Below are 23,425 nucleotides of genomic sequence, written 5' to 3' on the forward strand. Positions count from 1 at the left end.
AATGTGCCGGAGAGCGCGGGTATGACGGGTTAACGCTTAAACGTCACGGCTTCCGGCTGGGTCAGGTGCAGCGTCGTCTGGCTCGGCACCGTCTCGGCAATCACTCGCCCGTGGCGAATCGAGTAACGCGCAGGCGTCTGGCGACGTACCGCATCGAATCCATTCTCAGCGGGTAAGATAACCAGATTCGCGGCATTGCCGACGCTCAGACCGTAGTCCTGCAGGTGCAAAGTTTTTGCGCTGTGGGTAGTGATCAGATTTAACCCGTCGTTGATTTGCCCATACCCCATCAACTGGCAAACGTGTAACCCCATATGCAGCACCTGCAGCATATTGGCGGTGCCTAATGGATACCACGGGTCGAAGACGTTATCATGGCCAAAGCAGACGTTGATCCCCGCTTCCAGCATCTCTTTCACTCGCGTGACGCCACGACGTTTCGGGTAAGTGTCAAACCGCCCTTGCAGATGAATATTTACCAGCGGGTTGGCGACGAAGTTAATCCCCGACATTTTCAACAGACGGAACAGGCGTGACGCATACGCGCCGTTGTACGAGTGCATAGCCGTGGTGTGGCTGGCGGTCACGCGCGCCCCCATGCCATCACGATGCGCCAGCGCCGCGACCGTTTCGACAAAGCGAGACTGCTCGTCATCAATTTCGTCGCAGTGCACATCGATCAAGCGATCGTATTTTTGCGCCAGGGCGAAGGTTTTGTGCAGCGATTCAACGCCATATTCCCGCGTGAACTCAAAGTGCGGAATGGCGCCAATAACGTCAGCGCCCAAACGCACGGCTTCCTCTAACAGCGCTTCACCGTTGGGATAAGACAGAATACCTTCTTGCGGAAAGGCGACGATTTGTAGGTCTACCCACGGCGCAACCTCTTGCTTCACTTCCAGCATGGCTTTCAGCGCGGTGAGCGTAGGATCTGAAACGTCAACGTGAGTACGAACGTACTGGATGCCGTTAGCCATCTGCCATTTCAGGGTCTGCATCGCGCGCGCTTTCACATCTTCATGCGTGAGCATTGCTTTACGTTCTGCCCAGCGCTCAATCCCTTCAAACAGTGTGCCGGACTGGTTCCAGCTCGGTTCACCCGCCGTTTGCGTGGTATCCAGGTGGATATGTGGCTCAACAAACGGTGGAATAGCCAGACCGCCTTCGGCATCAAGCACTTCGCCCTGCGGTAACGATGTGGCTTCCTGAGGCTCAATCCGGCTAAAGCGCCCGTTTTCAATCGTAATCTGCCATAATCCTTCGTGTCCCTGCAGACGCGTCTGACGAATAGTGATGTTATTGTTCTGCATGGCTGACCTCTGGTGATTTAGCAAGGCTGCGGTTGAAAAGTGGATTCAGCAGGATATAGCTGAAGACGCCGCCGAGTACGGCGTTGACGGGCACAATACCAGGAACATAATGTCCGGCGGCGATGCCCAGCGCGACGGAAAGAATAGCAATCCAGTTAACGGGAATAAAGCGCACGGTGTTGAAGTCGGCATAGCGGCGGCGGTTCACCAGATAGTCGGCAATAATCACTCCACCAATCGGTGGGATGGCAGATGACAGGAACGTCAGCCAGCCGACAAAATTATTGTAAAGCCACAGCGCGCACACGGTACCGATAATCCCGTTCACCACCGACAGCGTGCGGCTGGAAAGACCGGTAATATTGGCGAAGCCCAGACCCGATGCGTACAGCGCGTTATCGTTGGTGGTCCAGATATTCAGGCCAAGCACCACAATCGCGGGCAGCAGCAGCCCCTGCGCTATCATCACGTCAGAGATATCCGCCTGACCGACGGCGGCAGCGCCTGCCGCGCCGAAGATAAACATCAGCGAGTTACCGAGGAAAAAAGCGACCATCGCAATCAGTACGGCGCTTTTGGCATGACGTCCGAAGCGGACGAAGTCGGCGGTCAATGTACCGGCGCTGACAAACGAGCCCACCACCAGCGCCAGCGCGCTGGAAAAATCCAGCGGCGTCTGCGGCACTATCGTTTTTAAATGCTCCAGCCCACCCACGCCGCTGACCGCCAGCCAGACGGAGTAGCTGCCCAGAATAACGATCGCGGGTACGGCAACGATAGACAAAATGGTCAACGCCGAGATGCCGAAAAAAATGGTCAGGGTCATCAGCAGACCCGAAACGGCAATCAGGATATTGGCATCAATGCCCGTCGCTTTACTGACCGGAATAGCGAACATCGCTACGCCAACGCCAAACCAGCCCACTTGAGTACTGCCTAACAGCAGCGAGGGAAGCCATGAGCCTTTAACGCCAAAGGAGTAACGTGCAAGGAGGTGGGTGGAGAGTCCGGTTTTTGCGCCGATGTAGCCAAGAAATGCAGTGTAGATACCGAGGAGGAGATTACCGAAGAAAACTGCGAGGAAGAAATCATGATAGGTAAGACCGGTGCCGAGTGTCCCTCCGGTCCACATACTGGCGGAAAAAAACGTTAAACCCAACATGACAAACGTCAGTGGAATCACGCCCTTCCGCGCCGCCTGGGGAACTGGCCCCTGGCTATAATTGTTGTCCTGCGACACAACGCCTCCATGAATTTTGCCCAAAAAATCCGCCGCATGATATACAGTTCTCAGAATAAAGCAAACGTTTTCGTGTGATATTTTTTTTGATAATTATTCATGGCATTAATGGTTCGCTAGTTTTTCTCCGTTGTCAGTGAACCACCGCGTGTGAGTTGAGTTTCCAGCATGGTTTGCGAACGAATAAGTTCGTCTGTGAGTAATTTTTCGTCGGGCAACTGCACTTTGTACTCGCTCGCCATGATGGTGTTTGGCAGGCCAGTCAGCGCGTAATGCGCTTCCCCCGCGCCTTTCCCTGCGCACAAAACCAGGCCGACTGGCGGGTTTTCTCCGGGCATTGTCCAGTGCTCTTTGGCATAGTTCAGGTACATATTCATCTGCCCGGCATCCGCATAACCGAATTTGCCTACCTTCAGGTCAACGAGCAACAGGCAGCGCAAGCGACGATGGAAGAACAGCAGATCGACGCGGAACCAGCTATCGTCTATGCGTAGTCGGCGTTGGCGGCCAACAAAAGCAAAATCGTCACCGAGCTCCAGCATAAAGTCCATCAGGTGGCTGAGCAGCGCGTCTTCGAGATCTGATTCGGAATACTCGTCCTTCAGGTTAAGAAATTCCAGAATGAACGGGTCGCGTATGGCTTGCTCCGGCAAAACGTTTGGCTCGGCGGGTGCAGGCTGCTGCAACATGGCGGATTTGTCGTGGGACAGTAGCGTTCGTTCGTAAAATTGAGTGGCGATTTGCCGATCGAGTTGCCGTACGGACCAGCCGTTACGTAGCGTCTCTTTCTCGTAAAAAGTGCGGGCATCGTTATCTTTCACCGACAGCAGACGCACATAAGCTGACCAGGGAAGAGGGAATGTTTTGGCGAGCGGTATGAGATTTGAAGATTCCGCAGACAGTGTCTGCGGAATTTCAATGTGTTGAAAACAAAGATAAAATGTACGAATTTGCCATAGGTTTCTGGTGGAAAAACCGCGCTTATAGCGCTGACTTAAATCTACCGATAATCGTTCGATAAGCTGGGTGCCATAGGCCGCTCGCGCTTCTCCTCCCTGTTCAAATTCGACAATACGTCGGCCAATTTCCCAGTAGGTGGCAGTCATAATGGCATTGATGCTGCGCACGGTCTCGGTACGTGCCGTATCGACCAGACGAATAATACCGTCATGAATTTGCTGATATTCATCAGACTGTGGCGCTAAAGTTGGATTCGTCATGTCATCCCTTACGTGATAGTTTCATTGTGAAATTAGAACGCTATCAATACGCTTCAGGCGTAAACGAATCAATCCATGAACGGATTTTACATGGCATTACATCTCGATTTACGAGCGGGTTTCCAGAATCGGCAGGAGAGATATTGAGGAGAGGAATATCGGCTCCCCAGCCATCAGCACAAGGCATCAACCGGGGAGCCGAAAGGGTTACACTTCGAGGTAGTTCATAATCCCGTCAGCCGCTTTACGGCCTTCGGCAATCGCCGTCACCACCAGATCGGAACCGCGCACGATGTCGCCACCGGCGAAGATTTTCGGGTTGCTGGTCTGGAAAGCATTATCGCTGCGTTCCGGCGCGATAATTCGTCCCTGCGAGTCCAGTTCCACGCTGTGTTTCGCCAGCCATTCCATGCTGTGTGGACGAAAACCAAACGCCATCACCACCGCATCAGCCGGAACCACATGCTCGGAACCGGCGACGATCTCCGCCCGCCGACGGCCTTTGGCATCCGGTTCGCCCATTTCAGTGCGCACCATTTTTACGCCGCTCACTTTGCCGTTGGCATTGACTTCAATGCCCAGCGGTTGAACGTTAAACTGAAACTCGACACCTTCCTCGCGCGCGTTTTTCACTTCGCGTCTGGAACCCGGCATGTTCTCTTCATCACGACGATAAGCACAGGTTACGTGCGTTGCGCCCTGGCGTATGGAAGTGCGTACGCAGTCCATTGCGGTATCGCCGCCGCCCAGCACCACCACGCGTTTGCCTTCCATGCTGACATATGGTTCGTCGCTGGTTTCGCCAAACCCCATGATCTGCTTCGTATTGGCGATCAGGAACGGTAGAGCGTCGAAAACCCCGTCCGCATCTTCATTTTCCAGCCCGCCGCGCATCGACTGATAGGTGCCGACGCCAAGGAATACCGCATCGTAATCTTTCAGCAGATCTTCAAGCTGTACATCACGACCCACTTCGGTATTAAGTTTGAACTCAATACCCATGCCGGTGAAGATCTCGCGACGACGGGTCATCACCTCTTTTTCCAGTTTGAAAGCTGGAATACCGAAGGTCAGCAGACCACCGATTTCCGGATGGCGATCAAAGACCACCGCCTTCACGCCGTTGCGGGTCAGCACGTCGGCGCACGCCAGCCCTGCCGGACCAGCGCCGATAATCGCTACCCGTTTGTCCGTCTGGCGCACGCCGGTCATATCCGGGCGCCAGCCCATTTCGAACGCTTTATCGTTGATATAGCGCTCAATGTTACCGATGGTCACTGCGCCGAACTCATCGTGCAGCGTACAGGAGCCTTCGCACAGGCGGTCCTGCGGGCAGACGCGGCCACACACTTCCGGCAGGGTGTTGGTCTGGTGCGATAGCTCAGCCGCCTCAAAAATACGCCCTTCGTTAGCCAGTTTCAGCCAGTTCGGGATGTAGTTATGTACCGGACATTTCCACTCGCAGTAGGGGTTCCCGCAGGACAAACAGCGATCCGCCTGGGCTTTCGCCTGACCTTCAGAAAACGGTTCGTAGATTTCAACAAACTCGATCTTACGGAGCTTCAGCGGTTTCTTCGGCGGATCAACGCGTTGCAGGTCGATAAATTGATAAACATTCTGGCTCATTTCAATTCCTTACTGCGCCTGCACGCGCAATTCTGCCGCACTACGACTACGGTGGCCCAACAGGGCTTTGACATCGCTGGACTTGGGCTTAACTAACGCGAATTGGGTTGAGAAGCTTGACCACTTGGACAGGATCTCTTCGCCGCGTTGCGAACCAGTATGTTGCATGTGCTCGGTGATCAGGCCGCGCAGATGCTCTTCGTGGATAGCCAGCGAATCAACGTCCAGTACTTCTACCAGTTCCGGGTTCACGCGTTTACGGAATTCGCCATCTTCGTCCAGCACATAGGCGAAGCCGCCGGTCATCCCCGCGCCGAAGTTAACGCCGGTTTTACCCAGCACGCAGACGATGCCGCCGGTCATGTATTCACAGCCGTTGTCGCCGATGCCCTCTACTACGGTAATCGCCCCGGAGTTACGCACGCCGAAACGTTCGCCCGCGCGCCCCGCCGCGTACAGACGGCCACCGGTCGCTCCATACAGGCAGGTGTTGCCGATGATGCTGGCTTTATGGCTGAGGAAGGCGGAACCTACCGGTGGTCTGATGGCGATCAAACCGCCTGCCATACCTTTACCGACATAGTCGTTGGCATCGCCAGTCAGATATAACTCCACGCCGCCCGCGTTCCACACGCCAAAGCTCTGGCCTGCGGTACCGCTGAAGTGCGCTTTAATCGGATCGGAAGCCAGCCCCTGATCGCCGTGGGTCTGTGCGATGTAACCGGAAAGCGACGCACCCACGGAACGATCGGTGTTGCGGATGTCGAACCAGAAGGTTTTGCTCTGGCGCGCATCGACAAACGGCTTCGCCTGCTGCAACAGTTGCGCATTCAGCACACCGTTATCAAACGGCGGGTTATTCTCGGTGCAGTACAGCGCTTTACCCGGATGAGGTTCAGCGGTTTCCAGTAGACGAGACAGCGCCAGCTTCTGCTGTTTAGCGGTGAAGCCCTCCAGCTCTTTCAGCAGGTCGGTGCGGCCAATCAAATCCACCAGGCGGGTCACGCCAAGCGAAGCCATCAGCTCGCGCACTTCGCGGGCGATAAATTCAAAGTAGTTGGTCACTTTGAACGGCAGGCCGTGATAGTGGTTCTTACGCAGTTTTTCATCCTGCGTCGCCACGCCGGTTGCGCAGTTGTTCAGATGGCAAATGCGCAGGTATTTACAGCCCAGCGCCACCATCGGGCCGGTGCCGAAGCCGAAACTTTCTGCACCGAGAATCGCCGCTTTGATGATATCGACGCCGGTTTTCAGACCGCCGTCCACCTGCAGACGAATCTTGTGACGCAGACCGTTGGCGACCAGCGCCTGCTGGGTTTCAACAAGTCCTAGTTCCCACGGGCAGCCAGCGTATTTCACCGAAGAGAGCGGGCTTGCGCCGGTACCGCCGTCGTAGCCAGCGATGGTGATGAGGTCTGCATAGGCTTTCGCCACGCCGGTCGCGATGGTGCCGACGCCCGGTTCGGACACCAGCTTCACGGAGATCATCGCCTTCGGGTTGACCTGTTTGAGGTCGAAAATGAGCTGCGCTAAGTCCTCGATAGAGTAAATATCGTGGTGCGGCGGCGGGGAGATCAGCGTCACGCCCGGCACTGAATAGCGCAGTTTAGCGATATACGGAGTGACTTTATCCCCCGGCAACTGACCGCCTTCGCCCGGTTTCGCGCCCTGCGCGACTTTAATCTGAATCACATCGGCATTGACCAGGTACGCTGGCGTCACGCCAAAACGGCCGGAAGCCACCTGCTTGATACGCGACACTTTATTGGTGCCGTAGCGCGCCGGGTCTTCGCCGCCTTCGCCGGAGTTGGAGTTGCCGCCGAGGCTGTTCATCGCTTCCGCCAGCGCTTCGTGCGCTTCCGGACTTAATGCGCCGATAGACATGGCTGCGGTATCAAAGCGTTTAAACAGCTCACTGGCGGGCTCAACCTCGTCGATAGTCACCGCCTCGCCGTCTGGATGTATCGCCAGCAGATCGCGCAGCGTTGCCGCCGGACGCTCATTGACCAGTTTGGCGTATTCCTGATAATCGCTGTACTCGCCGCTCTGTACCGCCTGTTGCAGGGTACGCACGACATCCGGGTTATAGGCGTGATATTCGCCGCCGTGGACGTACTTCAGCAGGCCGCCCGGGCTAATGGGTTTGCGCGCCAGCCAGGCGCGTTTGGAGAGATTCAGCAGATCCTGCTGGAAGTCATCAAAGCTCGCGCCGCCGATACGGCTGACCACGCCCTGGAAGCACAGGTTTATCACATCATCGTGCAGCCCGACCGCTTCAAACAGTTTGGAGCAGCGGTAAGAGGCAATGGTCGAAATGCCCATTTTGGACATAATCTTGTACAGCCCCTTGTTGATGCCGTTACGGTAGTTCTGCATCACGGTACGGTAGTTTTTAGCGATGGCCTGGGTATCAATCAGACGCCCCAGCGTTTCGTAGGCCAGGTACGGATAGATGGCCGTTGCGCCAAAGCCGAGCAGTACCGCAAAGTGATGCGGATCGCGGGCGCTTCCGGTTTCTACGATGATGTTGGCGTCGCAGCGCAGGCTTTGATCGACCAGACGAGTCTGCACCGCGCCCACCGCCATCGGCGCGGGGACCGGCAGGCGATTCTTACCGATATTGCGATCCGAGAGGACCAGCAGCACGGTGCCGTTGCGCACCATCTGTTCCGCTTTATCGCACAGCGCCTTAACCGTCGCGTCCAGTGTGGTTTCGGTGACATCAAAGGTAATGTCAAGCCAGTCGGCGCGGTAGTGATGCTCGCTCATGGTGGTGAGCTGTTTGAAATCGGAGTACAGCAGAATTGGCGATTTAAAACTCAGGCGATGGGCCTGACCTTCCGCTTCGCAGAAGACGTTCATTTCGCGACCGATGCTGGTGGCGAGCGACATGACGTGCGCTTCCCGCAGCGGGTCGATAGGCGGGTTAGTAACCTGCGCGAACTGCTGGCGGAAGTAGTCGTAAATAATACGCGGCTGGCTGGAGAGCACGGCAAAGGGGGTATCGTCGCCCATTGAACCGACGGCTTCCTGGCCGTTTTCGCCCAACACGCGGATAACGGAGTCCAGCTCTTCGGCGCTGTAGTTAAACTGTTTCTGATAGCTGGCGAGCAGGTCATCGTCCAGTTCGCGGCTACCGACTTCTTCATCTGGCAATTCTTCAAACGGCACCAGACGGCGAACATTCTTTTCCATCCACGCTTTATACGGATGGCGGCTTTTCAGATCGTCATCGGTTTCCGCGGAATGCAGAATACGTCCGCCGCGGGTGTCGATCACCATCAGCTCGCCTGGGCCGACGCGGCCTTTCTCGACCACTTCATCCGGCTGATAGTCCCAGATACCGACTTCGGAGGCGCAGGTGATCAGCTTATCTTTGGTAATGACATAGCGTGCCGGGCGCAGGCCGTTACGGTCAAGGTTACAGGCGGCGAAGCGCCCGTCGGACATCACGATGCCTGCCGGACCGTCCCACGGCTCCATATGCATGGAGTTAAAGTCAAAGAAGGCGCGCAGATCCTGGTCCATATCGGGGTTGTTCTGCCAGGCGGGCGGCACCAACAGGCGCATGGCGCGGATAATGTCCATCCCGCCTGCCAGCAGCAGTTCCAGCATGTTGTCCAGCGAGCTGGAATCCGAACCGGTTTCGTTAACAAACGGCGCAGCGGATTGTAAATCCGGGATCAGCGGCGTCTGGAATTTATAGGTACGGGCGCGCGCCCACTGGCGGTTGCCGGTGATGGTGTTAATCTCGCCGTTATGCGCCAGGTAGCGGAACGGCTGCGCCAGCGGCCAACGCGGCACGGTGTTAGTGGAAAAGCGCTGGTGGAACAGGCAGATGGCCGATTCCAGACGCAGATCCGCAAGATCCAGGTAGAAGCGCGGCAGATCCGCCGGCATACACAGACCTTTATAAATGTTGACCAGGTTCGACAGGCTGCATATGTAGAAATCTTTGTCGTCCTGCAGACGTTTTTCAATGCGTCGGCGGGCGATAAACAGACGGCGCTCCATATCGCGCGGACGCCAGCCCGCCGGAGCGTTGACAAAAATCTGCTCAATACGCGGCAGGGAGGAGAGGGCGATTTCACCGAGCACGCCTTCATTGGTTGGCACATCGCGCCAGCCGACAATCGACAGGGTTTCCTGCTGTAATTCTTCTTCGACAATATGGCGTGACGCGGCGGCCAGTTCAGGATCTTTATTCAAAAAGATCATCCCGACGGCGTAGTTTTTGGCTAAGCGCCAGCCGCGCTCTTCGGCCACGATGCGAAAGAAACGGTCAGGTTTTTGTAACAGCAAGCCGCAACCGTCGCCGGTTTTACCGTCGGCAAGGATCGCGCCACGGTGCTGCATCCGGGCCAGCGCGTGTATGGCGGTACGCACTACCTTGTGGCTAGGTTCGCCTTCTATGTGGGCGATCAGGCCGAAACCACAGTTATCCTTCTCAAGGGATTTATCGTACAACATATCAGTGAACCTCCCCAGGCTCTACGGGACGCTCTCCCAACCGACGGCGCGCGGGCACAGCAAGAGCATGGCGACGGGGCTGGCGCATCATACGCTTACCTCGCATTCGCCCTCTTTGTGTCCTTTGCGCATTGGTAAATACGGTTAAGAGGGAATCTCAATTACTGCATAAATATGATGAGCAGACGGCTCATCCAGAAAGCTTCCAGCGGATCCCCAACTTATCGGGAATCCACACCCAGGTCAAATGGCAAACTGATTTATGCAAAAGTGTGCTGTAGCACAGATAACTTTTTTAATATATTGAAATTAAAAGGTTTTTATAGAGTGGCTGCTAATACGGAGCGGCAGAAAGCCTGTGATCTGTCTCACTATAAGAGCCGCTCGCCAGGAGCTATCTGACCTTGCTTTTTCAAAAATCTTGGCATTTTATGCTGTTTTAAGCGTGAACAGCATTGAATGCTACTGTTTTTATCGATGACCCAGCAGACGCTGAAAAAAGAGGGGAATATCAGGAAAAATCATCAGCGGGATTATGAATGAAATATCGTTTATTTTGCTTGATTATGCAATGGATAAAAGCCTTCCGGGACGATTGATCCAGGTCATCGCCAAAGGAGACTAAAAATGGCAGGCTTTGGCCTCTTTTTAAGAGGCGGTCTATCAGATTATGCAGTTACAGAAATTAGTCAATATGTTTGGTGGGGATCTTTTACGTCGGTATGGGCAAAAGGTTCATAAGCTGACGCTTCATGGCGGTTTTAGCTGCCCTAATCGCGACGGCACCATCGGGCGTGGCGGTTGCACCTTCTGTAATGTCGCCTCTTTTGCCGATGAGGCGCAGCAGCATCATTCGATTGCCGAGCAGCTTGCGCATCAGGCGCATCTGGTGAACCGCGCTAAACGCTATCTGGCCTATTTCCAGGCCTACACCAGCACCTTTGCAGAAGTGCAGGTGCTGCGTTCCATGTATCAACAGGCGGTCAGCCAGGCCAGTATCGTCGGGTTATGCGTCGGTACGCGTCCGGATTGCGTCCCGCAGGCAGTAGTAGATTTACTGTGTGAATATAAAGATCAAGGCTACGAGGTGTGGCTGGAACTGGGATTGCAAACCGCGCACGATAAAACCCTGCGCCGAATTAACCGCGGGCATGACTTCGCCTGCTATCAGCGTACCACCCGGATTGCCCGGGAGCGCGGGCTGAAAGTGTGCGCGCATCTGATTGTGGGGCTGCCGGGAGAAGGGCAGGCAGAATGCCTGCAAACCATGGAGCGTGTGGTGGAGACGGGCGTTGACGGTATTAAACTGCATCCGCTGCATATTGTGAAAGGCAGTACGATGGCCAAAGCCTGGGAAGCGGGGCGGCTGAACGGCATCGAACTGGACGACTACACGCTAACGGCAGGTGAGATGATTCGTCATACGCCGCCGGAGGTAATTTATCACCGAATTTCAGCCAGCGCTCGCCGTCCGACGCTGCTTGCCCCGCTGTGGTGCGAGAATCGCTGGACGGGGATGGTTGAGCTGGACAAATACCTGAATGAGCATGGCGTGCAGGGCTCTGCGCTGGCCCGTCCCTGGATACCACATGTAGCGTAGCGTGATGAGGGGCGCTACGCATATTTCGCACAATATTCAACGCGGTTCCCATAATTGGGTATTATGTGCGAAGTTGTGGTGAAGGAATCCTCTATGAAGCAAATTCGTATGCTGGCGCAATACTATGTCGACCTGATGATGACATTGGGTCTGGTGCGCTTTTCCATGCTCCTGGCGTTGGCATTGGTGGTGCTGGCGATTGTCGTGCAGATGGCGGTGACCATGGTGCTGCATGGTCAGGTTGAAAGTATCGACGTTATTCGTTCTATCTTTTTTGGCCTGTTAATTACGCCCTGGGCGGTCTATTTCTTATCCGTTGTTGTTGAACAACTGGAAGAGTCAAGGCAGCGACTGTCGCGTCTGGTGCAAAAGCTGGAGGAGATGCGCGAGCGCGATCTCAAGCTTAACGTACAGTTGAAGGACAATATTGCCCAGCTTAATCAGGAAATTGCCGATCGCGAAAAAGCGGAAGCGGAGCTGCAAGAGACATTTGAACAGCTAAAAGTAGAAATTAAAGAGCGTGAAGAGGCGCAAATCCAGCTAGAACAGCAATCCTCTTTTCTGCGCTCCTTTCTGGACGCCTCGCCGGATTTGGTTTTTTATCGTAATGAGGATAAAGAGTTTTCCGGCTGTAACCGCGCAATGGAATTGCTAACCGGCAAGAGCGAAAAACAGCTGGTGCATTTGAAGCCGGAAGATGTGTACTCTCCCGAAGCGGCGGAGAAAGTCATTGAAACCGATGAAAAAGTATTCCGCCATAACGTCTCCCTGACCTACGAACAGTGGCTGGATTATCCGGACGGACGAAAGGCCTGCTTTGAAATTCGTAAAGTGCCTTATTACGACCGTGTCGGTAAACGTCATGGCCTGATGGGATTTGGTCGTGATATTACCGAACGTAAGCGTTATCAGGACGCGCTGGAGCGCGCCAGTCGCGACAAGACCACATTTATCTCTACCATCAGTCATGAGCTGCGCACCCCGCTTAACGGTATCGTCGGTTTAAGCCGCATCCTGCTGGATACCGATCTTACCGCCGAACAGGAAAAATACCTTAAGACAATCCATGTCTCCGCCGTGACGTTAGGCAATATTTTCAATGATATCATTGATATGGATAAGATGGAGCGGCGTAAGGTTCAGCTTGATAACCAACCGGTTGATTTCACCAGCTTTATGGCCGATCTGGAAAACCTTTCCGGTTTGCAGGCGCAGCAAAAAGGGCTACGTTTTGTGCTTGAGCCGACGCTGCCGCTGCCGCACAAAGTCATTACCGACGGAACGCGTCTGCGCCAGATTTTATGGAATTTGATCAGCAATGCGGTGAAGTTTACTCAGCAGGGCCAGGTGACGGTGCGGGCGCGCTATGATGAAGGCGACATGCTGCACTTTGAAGTGGAAGATTCCGGGATCGGCATTCCGCAGGATGAGCAGGATAAAATTTTCGCCATGTATTATCAGGTAAAAGACAGTCATGGCGGTAAGCCGGCGACGGGGACCGGTATCGGGCTGGCGGTCTCCCGTCGGCTGGCGAAAAATATGGGCGGCGATATTACCGTTTCCAGTCTGCCGGGCAAAGGATCGACCTTTACGCTAACGGTTCATGCGCCAGCGGTGGCGGAAGAGGTGGAGGACGCCTTTGATGAAGACGACGTGCCGCTGCCCGCGCTGCATGTTCTGCTGGTCGAAGATATTGAACTGAACGTGATTGTGGCGCGTTCAGTACTGGAAAAACTGGGGAACAGCGTGGATGTCGCGATGACCGGCAAGGCGGCGCTGGAGATGTTCGCGCCAGGCGAATATGACCTGGTCTTACTGGATATTCAGCTACCGGATATGACGGGTCTGGATATTGCCAGAGAACTGACCCGTCGCCACACGCGGGAAGATTTACCGCCGCTGGTAGCGCTTACGGCTAACGTTCTGAAAGATAAAAAAGAGTATCTGGACGCTGGTATGGACGATGTGCTGAGTAAGCCGCTGTCGGTGCCAGCCTTAACCGCGATGATTAAAAAATTCTGGGATGCCACCGATAAAGAGGAGAGTACCGTGACGCCTGAAGAGAACGATAAAGCGCAAGCGCTGCTGGATATCCCGATGCTGGAACAATACATCGAGTTGGTTGGGCCTAAATTGATCACCGACGGCCTCGCGGTGTTTGAAAAAATGATGCCTGGCTATTTAAGCGTGCTGGAGTCCAATCTGACGGCGCGTGACAAAAAAGGCGTCGTTGAGGAAGGGCATAAGATTAAAGGCGCCGCCGGTTCGGTAGGGCTGCGTCATCTGCAACAACTTGGCCAGCAAATCCAGTCGCCGGATCTTCCCGCCTGGGAAGATAATGTCGCGGAATGGATTGAAGAGATGAAGCAGGAGTGGCAGCACGATGTCGCGGTGCTGAAAGCCTGGGTGGAAAACGCGGAAAAAAAATGACCCCGGTTTGACCGGGGTGCGCGAATACTGCGCCAACACCAGGGAAATCGTGGCTGCGCCGTGCTTATTATGATGATGTCAAAGGCGCAGTCCTGTTTTCAGGCCGCACGCAGTTAAGATAGCAAATCCTAAATGATTTGTTACATGAATCATTTAAATGTGTGAAGCGTAGCATTTTAATCAAAATTATTAATGGGCTTGAGTCGGTTGCAGGAGGATGTTCACCATGAAAAAAATTGGCGTAGTGCTCAGCGGATGCGGCGTCTATGACGGCACCGAAATTCATGAGGCCGTTCTGACGCTGTTGGCCATTGCCCGCAGCGGCGCGCAGGCTATCTGCTTCGCGCCGGATAAACCACAAGCGGATGTTATTAATCACCTGACCGGCGAAGCTATGGCGGAAACGCGTAACGTCCTGATTGAGGCGGCGCGTATTACGCGGGGCGATATTCGTCCTCTGTCCCAGGCTCAGCCAGAGGAACTGGATGCGCTCATTGTGCCTGGTGGTTTCGGCGCGGCGAAGAACCTGAGTAATTTCGCCAGCAAGGGGAGCGAATGCCGGGTGGATAGCGATGTCGTCGCGCTGGCGAAGGCCATGCACCAGTCCGGCAAGCCGCTGGGATTCATCTGTATCGCGCCCGCAATGTTGCCGAAAATCTTTGACTTCCCGCTACGTCTGACAATAGGGACGGATATTGATACCGCTGAAGTACTTGAAGAGATGGGGGCCGAACACGTACCTTGCCCGGTTGATGATATCGTTGTGGACGAGGATAACAAGGTCGTGACCACCCCTGCCTATATGCTGGCGCAGGATATCGCCCAGGCGGCAAGCGGCATTGATAAATTAGTGTCGCGCGTGCTGGTTCTGGCGGAATGAGCAAACGACGCATCGCGCCGTTAACGTTTTTGCGCCGTCTACTTTTACGTATCCTTGCTGCGCTCGCCGTCTTTTGGGGCGGCGGCATTGCGCTGTTTAGCGTGGTTCCGGTGCCTTTTTCGGCGGTGATGGCGGAACGGCAGATTAGCGCCTGGCTCGGCGGAGAGTTCGGTTATGTGGCGCATTCTGACTGGGTCAGTATGGCGGATATCTCGCCGTGGATGGGGCTGGCGGTAATTACGGCGGAAGACCAGAAGTTCCCTGAGCACTGGGGCTTTGATGTTCCGGCGATTGAAAAAGCGCTGGCGCATAATGAGCGGAATGAGAGCCGTATTCGCGGCGCCTCTACGCTTTCGCAGCAAACGGCGAAAAATCTCTTTTTATGGGATGGACGCAGTTGGGTGCGCAAAGGTCTGGAGGCCGGGCTAACGCTGGGCATTGAAACTGTCTGGAGCAAAAAGCGCATCCTCACGGTTTATCTGAATATCGCGGAGTTTGGCGATGGTATTTTTGGCGTGGAGGCTGCGGCACAACGGTATTTTCATAAACCTGCCAGTCGCTTGAGTGTGTCTGAAGCCGCGTTGCTGGCGGCGGTATTGCCAAATCCGTTACGCTATAAGGCGAATGCGCCTTCTGGCTATGTGCGTAGCCGGCAGGCGTGGATTATGCGCCAGATGCGCCAACTGGGCGGGGAATCTTTTATGACGCGCAACCAGCTTAATTAATTTTGCCGATTGGCGGCGCGAACGCCTTATCCGGCCTGCGATCTGTGTCGTCCAGGCCTGATAAGCACAGGCCATTAAGCTTCGTGAGAAGTAAGCGCCAGCCGTTTCTTGTCTTTTGGCTGCGCGTCCCTCTCCAGGGCAACGGCCAGCGCAGGCTGGGCGATAAACCGCTGCCACACTCTCTCCAGTTTGCGTTCACAGCACCATGTTGACCAGGTCGCCAGCGGGATAAAGGTACTTTCCCCCAGATTGTCGCAAACCACCGGAACCACTTCTGACTCGCTGATACGCTGGCACAGGATATTTTGCGGCTTCAGCGACATCGTCACAATATGGTTATCCAGCAGGTAACGTTTCAGTTTTTTCAGTAGCCGCCGCAGGACAGCGACATCCTCTTCATAACGACATTGCGCGGCGAACTCGGTCAGGGTAATAGAGGGCGCGCCGTTGAAATCGGTAATCATGTCGTAGACATAGCCGGTGCCGCAATCGGTTTCTACCGTGCCGTAATAACGGGGGATAGCGCTCCAGTCCGTCAGGTAGCGGGACAGATGTGCATAGTAGCTCAGTTCACGCCGAATCTCTTTATCACCGCCGTGGTCACGGTTGTAAATAACTTTTATGCAACGCCGGGCATTATCCGGATGCGTATAGCATTTACGATGTCGACCAGCGCCCAGCGGAGTCTGTTTGGATAAAAGGATCATGGCAAGTCCTGGAAAAATTTATTCACATAAATTTAGTATGGACAAAGAACTTAAATAAAACCTAAACGAAATTTTTTAAGGTTTTCTTAATGTTTTTATGCATAGTTAAAGCGCACGAAATGTACAAACCTTACGAAAGGGTGGGGCTGCGGGACAAGAGGCAGGCGTAACACGCCCGGTTTTGGGGGGACTGCCATCAAATACCGGGACGGCGTTGGGGTAAATAGGGTATAGAGGGGGAGGTTTAGTCTTCGTCAAAGCCGGAATTGAACAGCGCGATAACCGCCGCCAGCGCTTCAACTTCTTGCGGGCCGGTGGCTTCAATTTCGATCTGACGCCCTTTGGCGGAGTCGAGCATTAACAGAGCGATGACGCTGTTTGCTTCCGCTTCGGTGCCTTCGTCATTGCGTAATAGCACCTCGGCGTCAAAACCCTGCATCAGTTCGAAAAGCTTCATGGCAGGCCGGGCATGCATGCCCAGCTTATTGGTGACTTCAACAGTTTGCTTTACGGTCATGTTTTGCGTTTTTCCAGCGTGCGATGGCGAGACTGGACATTTTTACCGCGCGAGCGGAAGTAGTCTGCCAGCTGTTCTGCAATATACACCGAACGGTGTTTCCCGCCGGTACAACCGATAGCGACGGTAAGGTAGCTGCGGTTGTTGGTCTCCAGCATCGGTAACCATAGCTCAAGATAGCTGCGAGTCTGATAGATAAAATTGTGAACTTCTGTGTGTCGGTCAAGAAACGCGGCTACCGGCTTATCAAGCCCGGTCATGGGGCGCAGTTTTGGGTCCCAGTGTGGGTTGGGCAGAAAGCGGACATCAAACACATAGTCCGCATCAATCGGGATACCATGTTTAAAGCCGAAGGACTCAAATACCATCGTCAGTTCGCGCTCGCGTTTGCCCAATAGCCGGGTACGCAGCATCTCCGCCAGCTCATGGACGGACATTTCTGAAGTGTCGACGATCAGATCCGCACGTGAGCGTAACGGCTCCAGCAAGTCACTCTCTTTATCGATCGCACTCTCCAAAGAAAGATTTTTGCTGGAAAGCGGATGCAAACGGCGCGTGTCGCTGTAGCGGCGAATCAAGGTATTGCGGTCGGCATCAAGAAACAGCAATTGCGGCGAGAAAGCGCCAGGCAGATTATTCATCGCCTGTTCAAAAATCTCAGGTGATTCAGGCATATTGCGCACATCAATGCTGACGGCGGCGGAAATCTGGCGATCGGCCAGCGTTCGCGCCAGATCGGGCAACAGCACGACGGGGAGGTTATCCACGCAGTAAAATCCCATATCTTCCAGCGCGCGCAGAGCGACAGATTTACCTGATCCGGAACGCCCGCTGACGATCATCAGTACCATGTACCGTTTCTCCTCACAACGACAGAAATAAATGCCATTGAGTTGTTATGCCTCATTCTGCTCACCTTCGGTGTCAGTAATGATTTGATACAGCTCTTCATCATTCAGCGCCGCGCGCAGGCGGCGGCAGATCGTTTTATCCGCCAGACGTTTCGCCACCAGCGACAGCGTGTGCAGATGCGTTTTAGTTTGATCGGCGGGCACCAGCAGAGCGAAGAGGAGATCGACCGGCTGGTTATCGATGGCGTCGAACGCGATCGGCGTTTCGAGCTGAACGAACACGCCGACGGCGCGTAAGGTATCTTCTTCCAGTTTCCCGTGCGGGATGGCGATACCATTACCAATACCGGTACTGCCCATTTTTTCGCGTGTCAGAATGGCTTCAAACACGACCTGAGGAGGTAAACTGAGCTGTTTTGCCGCCAGTTCGCTGATGATTTCCAGCGCGCGTTTCTTACTCTGACAATGAACGCCGCTACGCGTACACTCCTGGTTAAGTACACTGCTCAGTTGTAGAGTCGTATCGTTATTTATCATAATTTCACCTAAGAACCTGTCCTGTCAGGTTGATGGCCAAGTTCGGAGCGCTAACTGTACAAATGGCCCGTTGTGTCACACAACAGGCCGTCCTGCACTGGCTAACTGCCCAGACAATTAGTGTTGTTTCAGTTTATCTTTATGCCTGGTTAACTGCCTTGCCAGTTTATCAATCAAGCCGTCAATGGCGGCATACATATCCTGGCCTTCCGCGCTGGCGTGAATTTCGCCGCCGTTAACGTGTAGCGTCGCATCCGAGATATGCGTGACCTTCTCCACTTTCAACACCACGTATACCTGATTAATCCGCTCAAAATACTGTTCAAGTTTGGCGAATTTTGTCGTCACAAATTCACGCAGGGCTTCAGTAATTTCGACATTATGTCCGGTGATATTGAGCTGCATAGTGTCTTCCTTATCGGTTGGGTCAAACCAGCTGTTTGCGTTGGTTTGACGGCGGAATGGATAAAGACTCTCGGTACTTCGCAACAGTGCGGCGCGCCACCATGATACCCTGTTCTGACAGCAGAGAGGTTAACTTGCTGTCGCTCAGCGGTTTCGCGGGGTTTTCCGCCGCAATTAACTTCTTCACCAGCGCGCGAATCGCGGTGGAAGAGGCTTCGCCTCCGCCTTCGGTATTGACGTGGCTGGAAAAGAAATATTTGAGTTCAAAAATACCGCGCGGGCTGTGCAAATACTTCTGCGTGGTCACGCGGGATATAGTGGATTCGTGCATCTCGACGGCCTGGGCGATATCCGCCAGTACCATCGGTTTCATATATTCTTCGCCCTGTTCAAAAAAGGCTTGCTGTTGCTCGACGATGCAGCGACTGACGCGCAGCAGCGTGTCGTTGCGGCTTTCAAGGCTTTTTATCAGCCACTTCGCATCCTGTAAATTACTGCGGATGAACTGGCTGTCGGCATCGTTGCGCGCGCTATTGCACATGGCGGCATAGTGCTGGTTAATCTGTAAACGGGGAATACTGTCGCTATTAAGCTCCACCGTCCAGCGACCATTATGCTTGCGTACCAGCACATCCGGGATAACGTACTCCGGCTCGCCGGTCTGGATCGATTGACCGGGTCTGGGATCGAGCGACTGAATCAGGTTTACCGCCTCTTTCAGCACCTCTTCTTTCAGTCGGGTAACGCGCATCAACGTGCGGAAATCGTGGTTGGCCAGCAGATCAAGGTGATCGCAGATAATAAGCCGCGCCTCTTCCAGCCACGGCGTGGATTTGTCGAATTGTGAAAGCTGGATCAGCAGACAGTCGCGAAGATCTTTTGCCGCGACGCCTACCGGATCAAAACGCTGAATACGCTTCAGGACGGCTTCGACCTCATCGAGATCCACCTCTACATCGCCCATGCTTTCGCGAATTTCGTCCAGGGATACGGTGAGATAACCGGTATCATCTACCGCATCGACAATGGATGTCGCAATAGCGCGATCGGTATCCGAGAAGGGCGTTAGCTCAACCTGCCACATCAGATAATCCTGCAACGACTGCGTCGTTTCGCCCTGATAGACGGGCAGCTCATCGTCGATATAATCGCCGCTGGGGCCGGACGGCGTCCCGGCGGTGTAAATTTCATCCCAACTGGCGTCAAGCGGCAGCTCTTCCGGCATCTCTTTTTGTTCGAGCGCGTCGGCGGTATCGAGAGGATCGTTATCCTGAGGTTGCTGAGTGTCGATTTCGTCATGAAGATCGGTTTGCTCAAGCAGCGGGTTATTTTCCAGCGCTTGCTGGAGTTCCTGCTGAAGTTCCAGCGTAGACAACTGCAACAGACGGATGGCCTGTTGTAGCTGAGGCGTCATCGCCAGTTGTTGGCTAAGCCTGAGTTGCAAACCTTGCTTCATATTCAGAGTCGTTTTCTCCCGCTAGAGCAGCATAGCCCTCTACCCTATCAGAGTCTGAAGTCTTCCCCAAGATATACACGCTTAACGTGTTCGTCTTGCAGGATTTCTGTCGGCGTACCGTGGGCAATAAGGTGGCCCTGGCTCACGATATAGGCGCGTTCACAGACTGCCAGCGTCTCACGGACGTTATGGTCGGTGATCAGCACGCCGAGCCCGCTATCGCGCAGATGCTCGATAATGCGTTTGATGTCGATAACGGAAATCGGGTCAACGCCGGCAAAGGGTTCATCCAGCAGGATAAATTTGGGATTAGCGGCCAACGCGCGGGCTATTTCTACACGACGGCGTTCACCACCGGACAGCGCCTGTCCCATGCTGTCGCGCAGATGCTCGATATGAAACTCTTCCATCAGCTCGTTGGCGCGGTCTTCTCGCTGTTCTGCGGTCAAATCGTCACGAATTTGCAGTACCGCCATCAGGTTATCAAATACGCTGAGACGACGGAAAATAGAGGCTTCCTGCGGTAAATAGCCGATACCGCGGCGCGCGCGCGCGTGCAGCGGCAGCAGACTGATATCTTCATCATCAATGATGATATTGCCCGCGTCACGCGGCACGATACCGACGACCATATAAAAGGTGGTGGTTTTACCCGCGCCGTTTGGACCGAGCAGCCCGACAATCTCCCCGGAGTTAACGGTCAGACTGACATCTTCCACTACGCGACGGCCTTTATAGGCCTTCGCCAGATTCTTTGCAGTTAATGTTGCCATAACGAATTAGTTACTCTTCTTTTGCGCCGGAGTCTGGCCTTTGTTTTTGTCTTGCAACTGCGATGGCACCAGAACGGTGGTGACGCGTTTGCCTTTCTCGCTGAAGGCCTGCATTTTCTGCTCTTTCACCAGGTAGGTGATTTTGTCGCCGGTAATGTTGCTGTCAAGCTGCTCCAGATAAGCGTTGCCGGTCAGCACCACAAAATCTTTCGCCAGCTCGTAATGCATATGGGAAGCGTGGCCTTTCACCGGCTTACCGTTGTCCTGCATCTGGTAGAAGGTGGCCGGATTGCCGTAACCGTCGATCACCTCTTTCCCCTGTTCGCCGCCAGGGCGGGTAACCACGACTTTATCGGCGTTGATCTTAATCGTGCCCTGGGTCATCACCACGTTGCCCGTAAAGGTCACGACGTTGCCTTGCATATCCAGCGACTGTTGATCCGAGTCAATATGAATAGGCTGTTCGGTATCGCCCGTGACGGCGAAGGCCGGAATGCTGGCGGCCAGCAGCGAGCCGGCAAGCATAAGATTAAGGCTGAGTTTGTTTGTTTTGAATTTCATAAGAGGTTCTAACCTTTTCAATCAGCTCGGCGTTCTTGCTGCGTAAGTTACCGCGCATTTTCAGTCCGCTGGAGTTAAATGTTGTGCCGTATAACGTCACCAGATCGTTCGAGGTAACATCCTGCGTCACCAGATTAATCTGCGCGTTATCGGTGGTAATTCTGCGTAATTGAGCGTCAGGCACCAGGGCGTTGACTTCAACATGGCCATACAGATAGAGCATCCGATCGTTAGTCAATTTGGCTTTATCGGCCTTGATCGACCATGTCGGCACCTTATCCTTATCAAAGGTGGTTAATACCGGTTGCGTAAACCATGAGACCGCCTGATCGGAAAAATATTCAACGTGCTGCGCGATCAGACGATAGCTCAACGCGCCTTCCGGACTGTACACGACGGTATCCGTATGCTCGCTTTTATACGTGGGATCGTTGCTGTTGACCATCACGGCAGCAGGATCGTCTTTATCCGCCAGATTGATACCAATCAGTACCAGAATGGCCAGCGACAGTAGAATGATAACCCAACGTCTGGTTTTACTCATATCGATTGCCCTTTGGCCTCATCCAGCTTGCCCTGCGCCAGCAGCAGCAAATCACATACTTCACGTACCGCGCCGCGCCCGCCGGCAATGTGCGTCACATAGTCAGCGCGGGGGATCAGCAGCGGATGCGCATCCGCAACGGCAACGCTTAACCCCACTTTTTCCATCACCGGCCAGTCAATCAGATCATCACCGACATAGGCAACGTTTTCCGGCGCAATGGCCAGTTTTTCCAGCAGATCGCTAAAGGCGATCAGCTTATTCGACTGTCCCTGATAAAGATGGACAATCCCCAGCGTGGCGCAGCGATCTTCTACAAGTTTAGCCTTTCGTCCGGTAATAATGGCAACCTCGATATTGGAGGTCAAAGCACAGCGAATACCATAGCCGTCACGAACGTTGAAAGCCTTCAGCTCTTCGCCGTTATTGCCCATATAAATCAGGCCGTCAGACAATACGCCATCCACGTCCAGGATGAGCAGGCGGATATTCTCCGCTTTGGTCATGACATGGGTGCTGACGGGGCCATAACAGGTCGCAAGCGACGCACCTGCTTTACTCATCGTTAATTATCCTTGAGTTTCTACACGACGCCTGCACGCAGGAGATCATGCATATGTAACACACCGAGTAACTGGTCGCCATCAGCAACCAGTACGGAGGTGATATGGCGGGACTGCATTAAATTCAGCGCATCGACAGCGAGAATACCGGGACGCACGCGAATGCCCCCTGGCGTCATCACCTCGGCGATCCCCAACTGGCGCATATCGCCGCCCATATCGAACACGCGACGTAAATCGCCGTCGGTGAAGATACCGTCGATCTTCATGGATTCATCGCAAATGACGGTCATACCGAGATTTTTACGCGTAATTTCTAACAGCGCATCACGCAGGGTGGCATGTTTATTAACATGCGGGATCTCATCGCCAGTATGCATAATATCGCTTACGCGCAGCAGTAGCTTACGTCCCAGCGCGCCGCCAGGATGCGACAGAGCGAAATCCTCGGCGGTAAAGCCGCGCGCTTTTAACAACGCCACGGCGAGCGCGTCGCCCATCACCAGCGTTGCGGTGGTACTACTGGTAGGCGCCAGGCCTAACGGACACGCTTCTTTGGGCACTTTAACACACAGATGCACATCTGCCGCACGCGCCATGCTGCTTTCCGGTCGCCCGGTAATGCAAATTAACGGTACGTGCAGCCGTTTAAGCACCGGTATTAGCGCCGCGATCTCGCTGGATTCGCCGGAGTTGGAGATAGCGATAACCACATCCTGCGGCGTAACCATCCCCAAATCGCCGTGCGCGGCTTCGCCTGGATGTACAAAAAAGGAAGAGGTGCCGGTACTGGCGAACGTGGCGGCCATTTTCCGTCCGATATGGCCGGATTTCCCCATCCCCATGACCACCACTTTTCCGGTGCAGTTGAACATTTTTTCACAGGCCAGCGTGAAATGCTGGTTGATATATTGATCAAGCTCCGCCAGGCCTTCACGTTCAATTTCCAGGACCTCTTTGCCTGCCTGCTGAAAGTCAAACCCCGGTTGCAACGCTAAATGCGACATAAT

20 protein-coding genes are annotated in these 23,425 nt (G+C 54.2%); 4 read left to right on the top strand and 16 right to left on the bottom strand.

Features of this window, described 5'->3' with window-relative positions; genetic code table 11:
• Nucleotides 1-29: 29 nt before the first annotated feature.
• The 5 genes from J4685_RS11105 to gltB all read right to left on the bottom strand — a co-directional run bounded on the left by J4685_RS11105 (nucleotide 30) and on the right by gltB (nucleotide 9,866).
• The gene (locus tag J4685_RS11105) at nucleotides 30-1,310 is read right to left on the bottom strand and encodes a cytosine deaminase (RefSeq protein ID WP_001180694.1); all 1,281 of its coding nucleotides are present in this window, start codon (nucleotides 1,308-1,310) and stop codon (nucleotides 30-32) included.
• Nucleotides 1,297-2,550 carry a cytosine permease gene (codB, locus tag J4685_RS11110; protein ID WP_000076275.1) on the bottom strand — a complete coding sequence of 418 codons (1,254 nt, stop codon included), beginning with the start codon at nucleotides 2,548-2,550 and terminating at the stop codon, nucleotides 1,297-1,299. Before codB ends, J4685_RS11105 begins: the two co-directional genes overlap by 14 nt.
• Before the next feature lie 116 nt (nucleotides 2,551-2,666).
• A complete protein-coding gene (locus tag J4685_RS11115; RefSeq protein WP_000184303.1) occupies nucleotides 2,667-3,770 on the bottom strand; it encodes a YhcG family protein in 1,104 nt (367 codons plus the stop codon).
• A 207-nt stretch (nucleotides 3,771-3,977) separates the two neighbouring features.
• Nucleotides 3,978-5,396, bottom strand: coding sequence for a glutamate synthase subunit GltD (gene gltD, locus J4685_RS11120; RefSeq protein ID WP_000081705.1), 1,419 nt, complete (start codon nucleotides 5,394-5,396; stop codon nucleotides 3,978-3,980).
• 9 nt (nucleotides 5,397-5,405) lie between these two features.
• Nucleotides 5,406-9,866, bottom strand: a complete 4,461-nt coding sequence (gltB, locus tag J4685_RS11125) for a glutamate synthase large subunit (RefSeq protein ID WP_000965007.1) — start codon at nucleotides 9,864-9,866, stop codon at nucleotides 5,406-5,408.
• A gap of 670 nt (nucleotides 9,867-10,536) precedes the next feature.
• Between gltB and J4685_RS11130 the strand changes: the two genes are divergently transcribed.
• The 4 genes from J4685_RS11130 (at nucleotide 10,537) to mtgA (ending at nucleotide 15,501) form a co-directional block, all read left to right on the top strand.
• Complete coding sequence (locus J4685_RS11130; RefSeq protein WP_001176886.1) at nucleotides 10,537-11,466, top strand: TIGR01212 family radical SAM protein; 930 nt, start codon at nucleotides 10,537-10,539, stop codon at nucleotides 11,464-11,466.
• 93 nt (nucleotides 11,467-11,559) lie between these two features.
• On the top strand, nucleotides 11,560-13,896 hold the full coding sequence (gene arcB / locus J4685_RS11135; RefSeq protein WP_000809829.1) for an aerobic respiration two-component sensor histidine kinase ArcB: 2,337 nt from the start codon (nucleotides 11,560-11,562) through the stop codon (nucleotides 13,894-13,896).
• 226 nt (nucleotides 13,897-14,122) lie between these two features.
• Complete coding sequence (elbB, locus tag J4685_RS11140; protein ID WP_000719819.1) at nucleotides 14,123-14,776, top strand: isoprenoid biosynthesis glyoxalase ElbB; 654 nt, start codon at nucleotides 14,123-14,125, stop codon at nucleotides 14,774-14,776.
• Nucleotides 14,773-15,501, top strand: coding sequence for a monofunctional biosynthetic peptidoglycan transglycosylase (gene mtgA / locus J4685_RS11145; RefSeq protein ID WP_000044654.1), 729 nt, complete (start codon nucleotides 14,773-14,775; stop codon nucleotides 15,499-15,501). The genes elbB and mtgA overlap by 4 nt, the downstream gene beginning before the upstream one ends.
• A gap of 74 nt (nucleotides 15,502-15,575) precedes the next feature.
• On the opposite strand, the gene yrbL is transcribed toward mtgA, so the two are convergent.
• The 11 genes from yrbL to kdsD form a co-directional block, all read right to left on the bottom strand.
• The gene (yrbL, locus tag J4685_RS11150; RefSeq protein ID WP_000602196.1) at nucleotides 15,576-16,208 is read right to left on the bottom strand and encodes a PhoP regulatory network protein YrbL; all 633 of its coding nucleotides are present in this window, start codon (nucleotides 16,206-16,208) and stop codon (nucleotides 15,576-15,578) included.
• Between the two features lie 244 nt (nucleotides 16,209-16,452).
• Nucleotides 16,453-16,725, bottom strand: coding sequence for a PTS phosphocarrier protein NPr (gene npr, locus J4685_RS11155; protein ID WP_000216797.1), 273 nt, complete (start codon nucleotides 16,723-16,725; stop codon nucleotides 16,453-16,455).
• On the bottom strand, nucleotides 16,722-17,576 hold the full coding sequence (gene rapZ / locus J4685_RS11160; RefSeq protein ID WP_000243749.1) for an RNase adapter RapZ: 855 nt from the start codon (nucleotides 17,574-17,576) through the stop codon (nucleotides 16,722-16,724). The genes npr and rapZ overlap by 4 nt, the downstream gene beginning before the upstream one ends.
• 45 nt (nucleotides 17,577-17,621) lie before the next feature.
• On the bottom strand, nucleotides 17,622-18,113 hold the full coding sequence (gene ptsN, locus J4685_RS11165) for a PTS IIA-like nitrogen regulatory protein PtsN (protein WP_000609332.1): 492 nt from the start codon (nucleotides 18,111-18,113) through the stop codon (nucleotides 17,622-17,624).
• Nucleotides 18,114-18,230: 117 nt separating this feature from the next.
• Entirely contained in the window at nucleotides 18,231-18,518 is a 288-nt protein-coding gene (hpf, locus tag J4685_RS11170; protein WP_001176589.1) for a ribosome hibernation promoting factor, read from the bottom strand.
• 22 nt (nucleotides 18,519-18,540) lie between these two features.
• Entirely contained in the window at nucleotides 18,541-19,974 is a 1,434-nt protein-coding gene (gene rpoN, locus J4685_RS11175; protein WP_000809020.1) for an RNA polymerase factor sigma-54, read from the bottom strand.
• Between the two features lie 47 nt (nucleotides 19,975-20,021).
• On the bottom strand, nucleotides 20,022-20,747 hold the full coding sequence (lptB, locus tag J4685_RS11180; protein ID WP_000224104.1) for an LPS export ABC transporter ATP-binding protein: 726 nt from the start codon (nucleotides 20,745-20,747) through the stop codon (nucleotides 20,022-20,024).
• 6 nt (nucleotides 20,748-20,753) lie between these two features.
• Entirely contained in the window at nucleotides 20,754-21,308 is a 555-nt protein-coding gene (gene lptA, locus J4685_RS11185; RefSeq protein ID WP_000669770.1) for a lipopolysaccharide ABC transporter substrate-binding protein LptA, read from the bottom strand.
• Nucleotides 21,277-21,852 carry an LPS export ABC transporter periplasmic protein LptC gene (lptC, locus tag J4685_RS11190; RefSeq protein WP_000047845.1) on the bottom strand — a complete coding sequence of 192 codons (576 nt, stop codon included), beginning with the start codon at nucleotides 21,850-21,852 and terminating at the stop codon, nucleotides 21,277-21,279. The genes lptA and lptC overlap by 32 nt, the downstream gene beginning before the upstream one ends.
• The gene (gene kdsC / locus J4685_RS11195) at nucleotides 21,849-22,415 is read right to left on the bottom strand and encodes a 3-deoxy-manno-octulosonate-8-phosphatase KdsC (protein WP_000030029.1); all 567 of its coding nucleotides are present in this window, start codon (nucleotides 22,413-22,415) and stop codon (nucleotides 21,849-21,851) included. The genes lptC and kdsC overlap by 4 nt, the downstream gene beginning before the upstream one ends.
• 20 nt (nucleotides 22,416-22,435) lie before the next feature.
• The gene (gene kdsD / locus J4685_RS11200) at nucleotides 22,436-23,422 is read right to left on the bottom strand and encodes an arabinose-5-phosphate isomerase KdsD (protein WP_000018617.1); all 987 of its coding nucleotides are present in this window, start codon (nucleotides 23,420-23,422) and stop codon (nucleotides 22,436-22,438) included.
• Nucleotides 23,423-23,425: the final 3 nt, after the last annotated feature.

It is taken from the genome of Salmonella sp. 32100201201700099SM, assembly GCF_017572645.1.
Classification (GTDB): domain Bacteria; phylum Pseudomonadota; class Gammaproteobacteria; order Enterobacterales; family Enterobacteriaceae; genus Salmonella; species Salmonella enterica.

Excerpts from the sequence above, each read along its gene's own strand:
- J4685_RS11105 (WP_001180694.1), bottom strand. The coding sequence starts at position 1,310 with ATGCAGAACAATAACATCACTATTCGTCAGACGCGTCTGCAGGGACAC.
- J4685_RS11115 (WP_000184303.1), bottom strand. The coding sequence starts at position 3,770 with ATGACGAATCCAACTTTAGCGCCACAGTCTGATGAATATCAGCAAATT.
- gltD (WP_000081705.1), bottom strand. The coding sequence starts at position 5,396 with ATGAGCCAGAATGTTTATCAATTTATCGACCTGCAACGCGTTGATCCG.
- gltB (WP_000965007.1), bottom strand. The coding sequence starts at position 9,866 with ATGTTGTACGATAAATCCCTTGAGAAGGATAACTGTGGTTTCGGCCTG.
- J4685_RS11130 (WP_001176886.1), top strand. The coding sequence starts at position 10,537 with ATGCAGTTACAGAAATTAGTCAATATGTTTGGTGGGGATCTTTTACGT.
- arcB (WP_000809829.1), top strand. The coding sequence starts at position 11,560 with ATGAAGCAAATTCGTATGCTGGCGCAATACTATGTCGACCTGATGATG.
- elbB (WP_000719819.1), top strand. The coding sequence starts at position 14,123 with ATGAAAAAAATTGGCGTAGTGCTCAGCGGATGCGGCGTCTATGACGGC.
- mtgA (WP_000044654.1), top strand. The coding sequence starts at position 14,773 with ATGAGCAAACGACGCATCGCGCCGTTAACGTTTTTGCGCCGTCTACTT.
- yrbL (WP_000602196.1), bottom strand. The coding sequence starts at position 16,208 with ATGATCCTTTTATCCAAACAGACTCCGCTGGGCGCTGGTCGACATCGT.
- npr (WP_000216797.1), bottom strand. The coding sequence starts at position 16,725 with ATGACCGTAAAGCAAACTGTTGAAGTCACCAATAAGCTGGGCATGCAT.
- rapZ (WP_000243749.1), bottom strand. The coding sequence starts at position 17,576 with ATGGTACTGATGATCGTCAGCGGGCGTTCCGGATCAGGTAAATCTGTC.
- ptsN (WP_000609332.1), bottom strand. The coding sequence starts at position 18,113 with ATGATAAATAACGATACGACTCTACAACTGAGCAGTGTACTTAACCAG.
- hpf (WP_001176589.1), bottom strand. The coding sequence starts at position 18,518 with ATGCAGCTCAATATCACCGGACATAATGTCGAAATTACTGAAGCCCTG.
- rpoN (WP_000809020.1), bottom strand. The coding sequence starts at position 19,974 with ATGAAGCAAGGTTTGCAACTCAGGCTTAGCCAACAACTGGCGATGACG.
- lptB (WP_000224104.1), bottom strand. The coding sequence starts at position 20,747 with ATGGCAACATTAACTGCAAAGAATCTGGCGAAGGCCTATAAAGGCCGT.
- lptA (WP_000669770.1), bottom strand. The coding sequence starts at position 21,308 with ATGAAATTCAAAACAAACAAACTCAGCCTTAATCTTATGCTTGCCGGC.
- lptC (WP_000047845.1), bottom strand. The coding sequence starts at position 21,852 with ATGAGTAAAACCAGACGTTGGGTTATCATTCTACTGTCGCTGGCCATT.
- kdsC (WP_000030029.1), bottom strand. The coding sequence starts at position 22,415 with ATGAGTAAAGCAGGTGCGTCGCTTGCGACCTGTTATGGCCCCGTCAGC.
- kdsD (WP_000018617.1), bottom strand. The coding sequence starts at position 23,422 with ATGTCGCATTTAGCGTTGCAACCGGGGTTTGACTTTCAGCAGGCAGGC.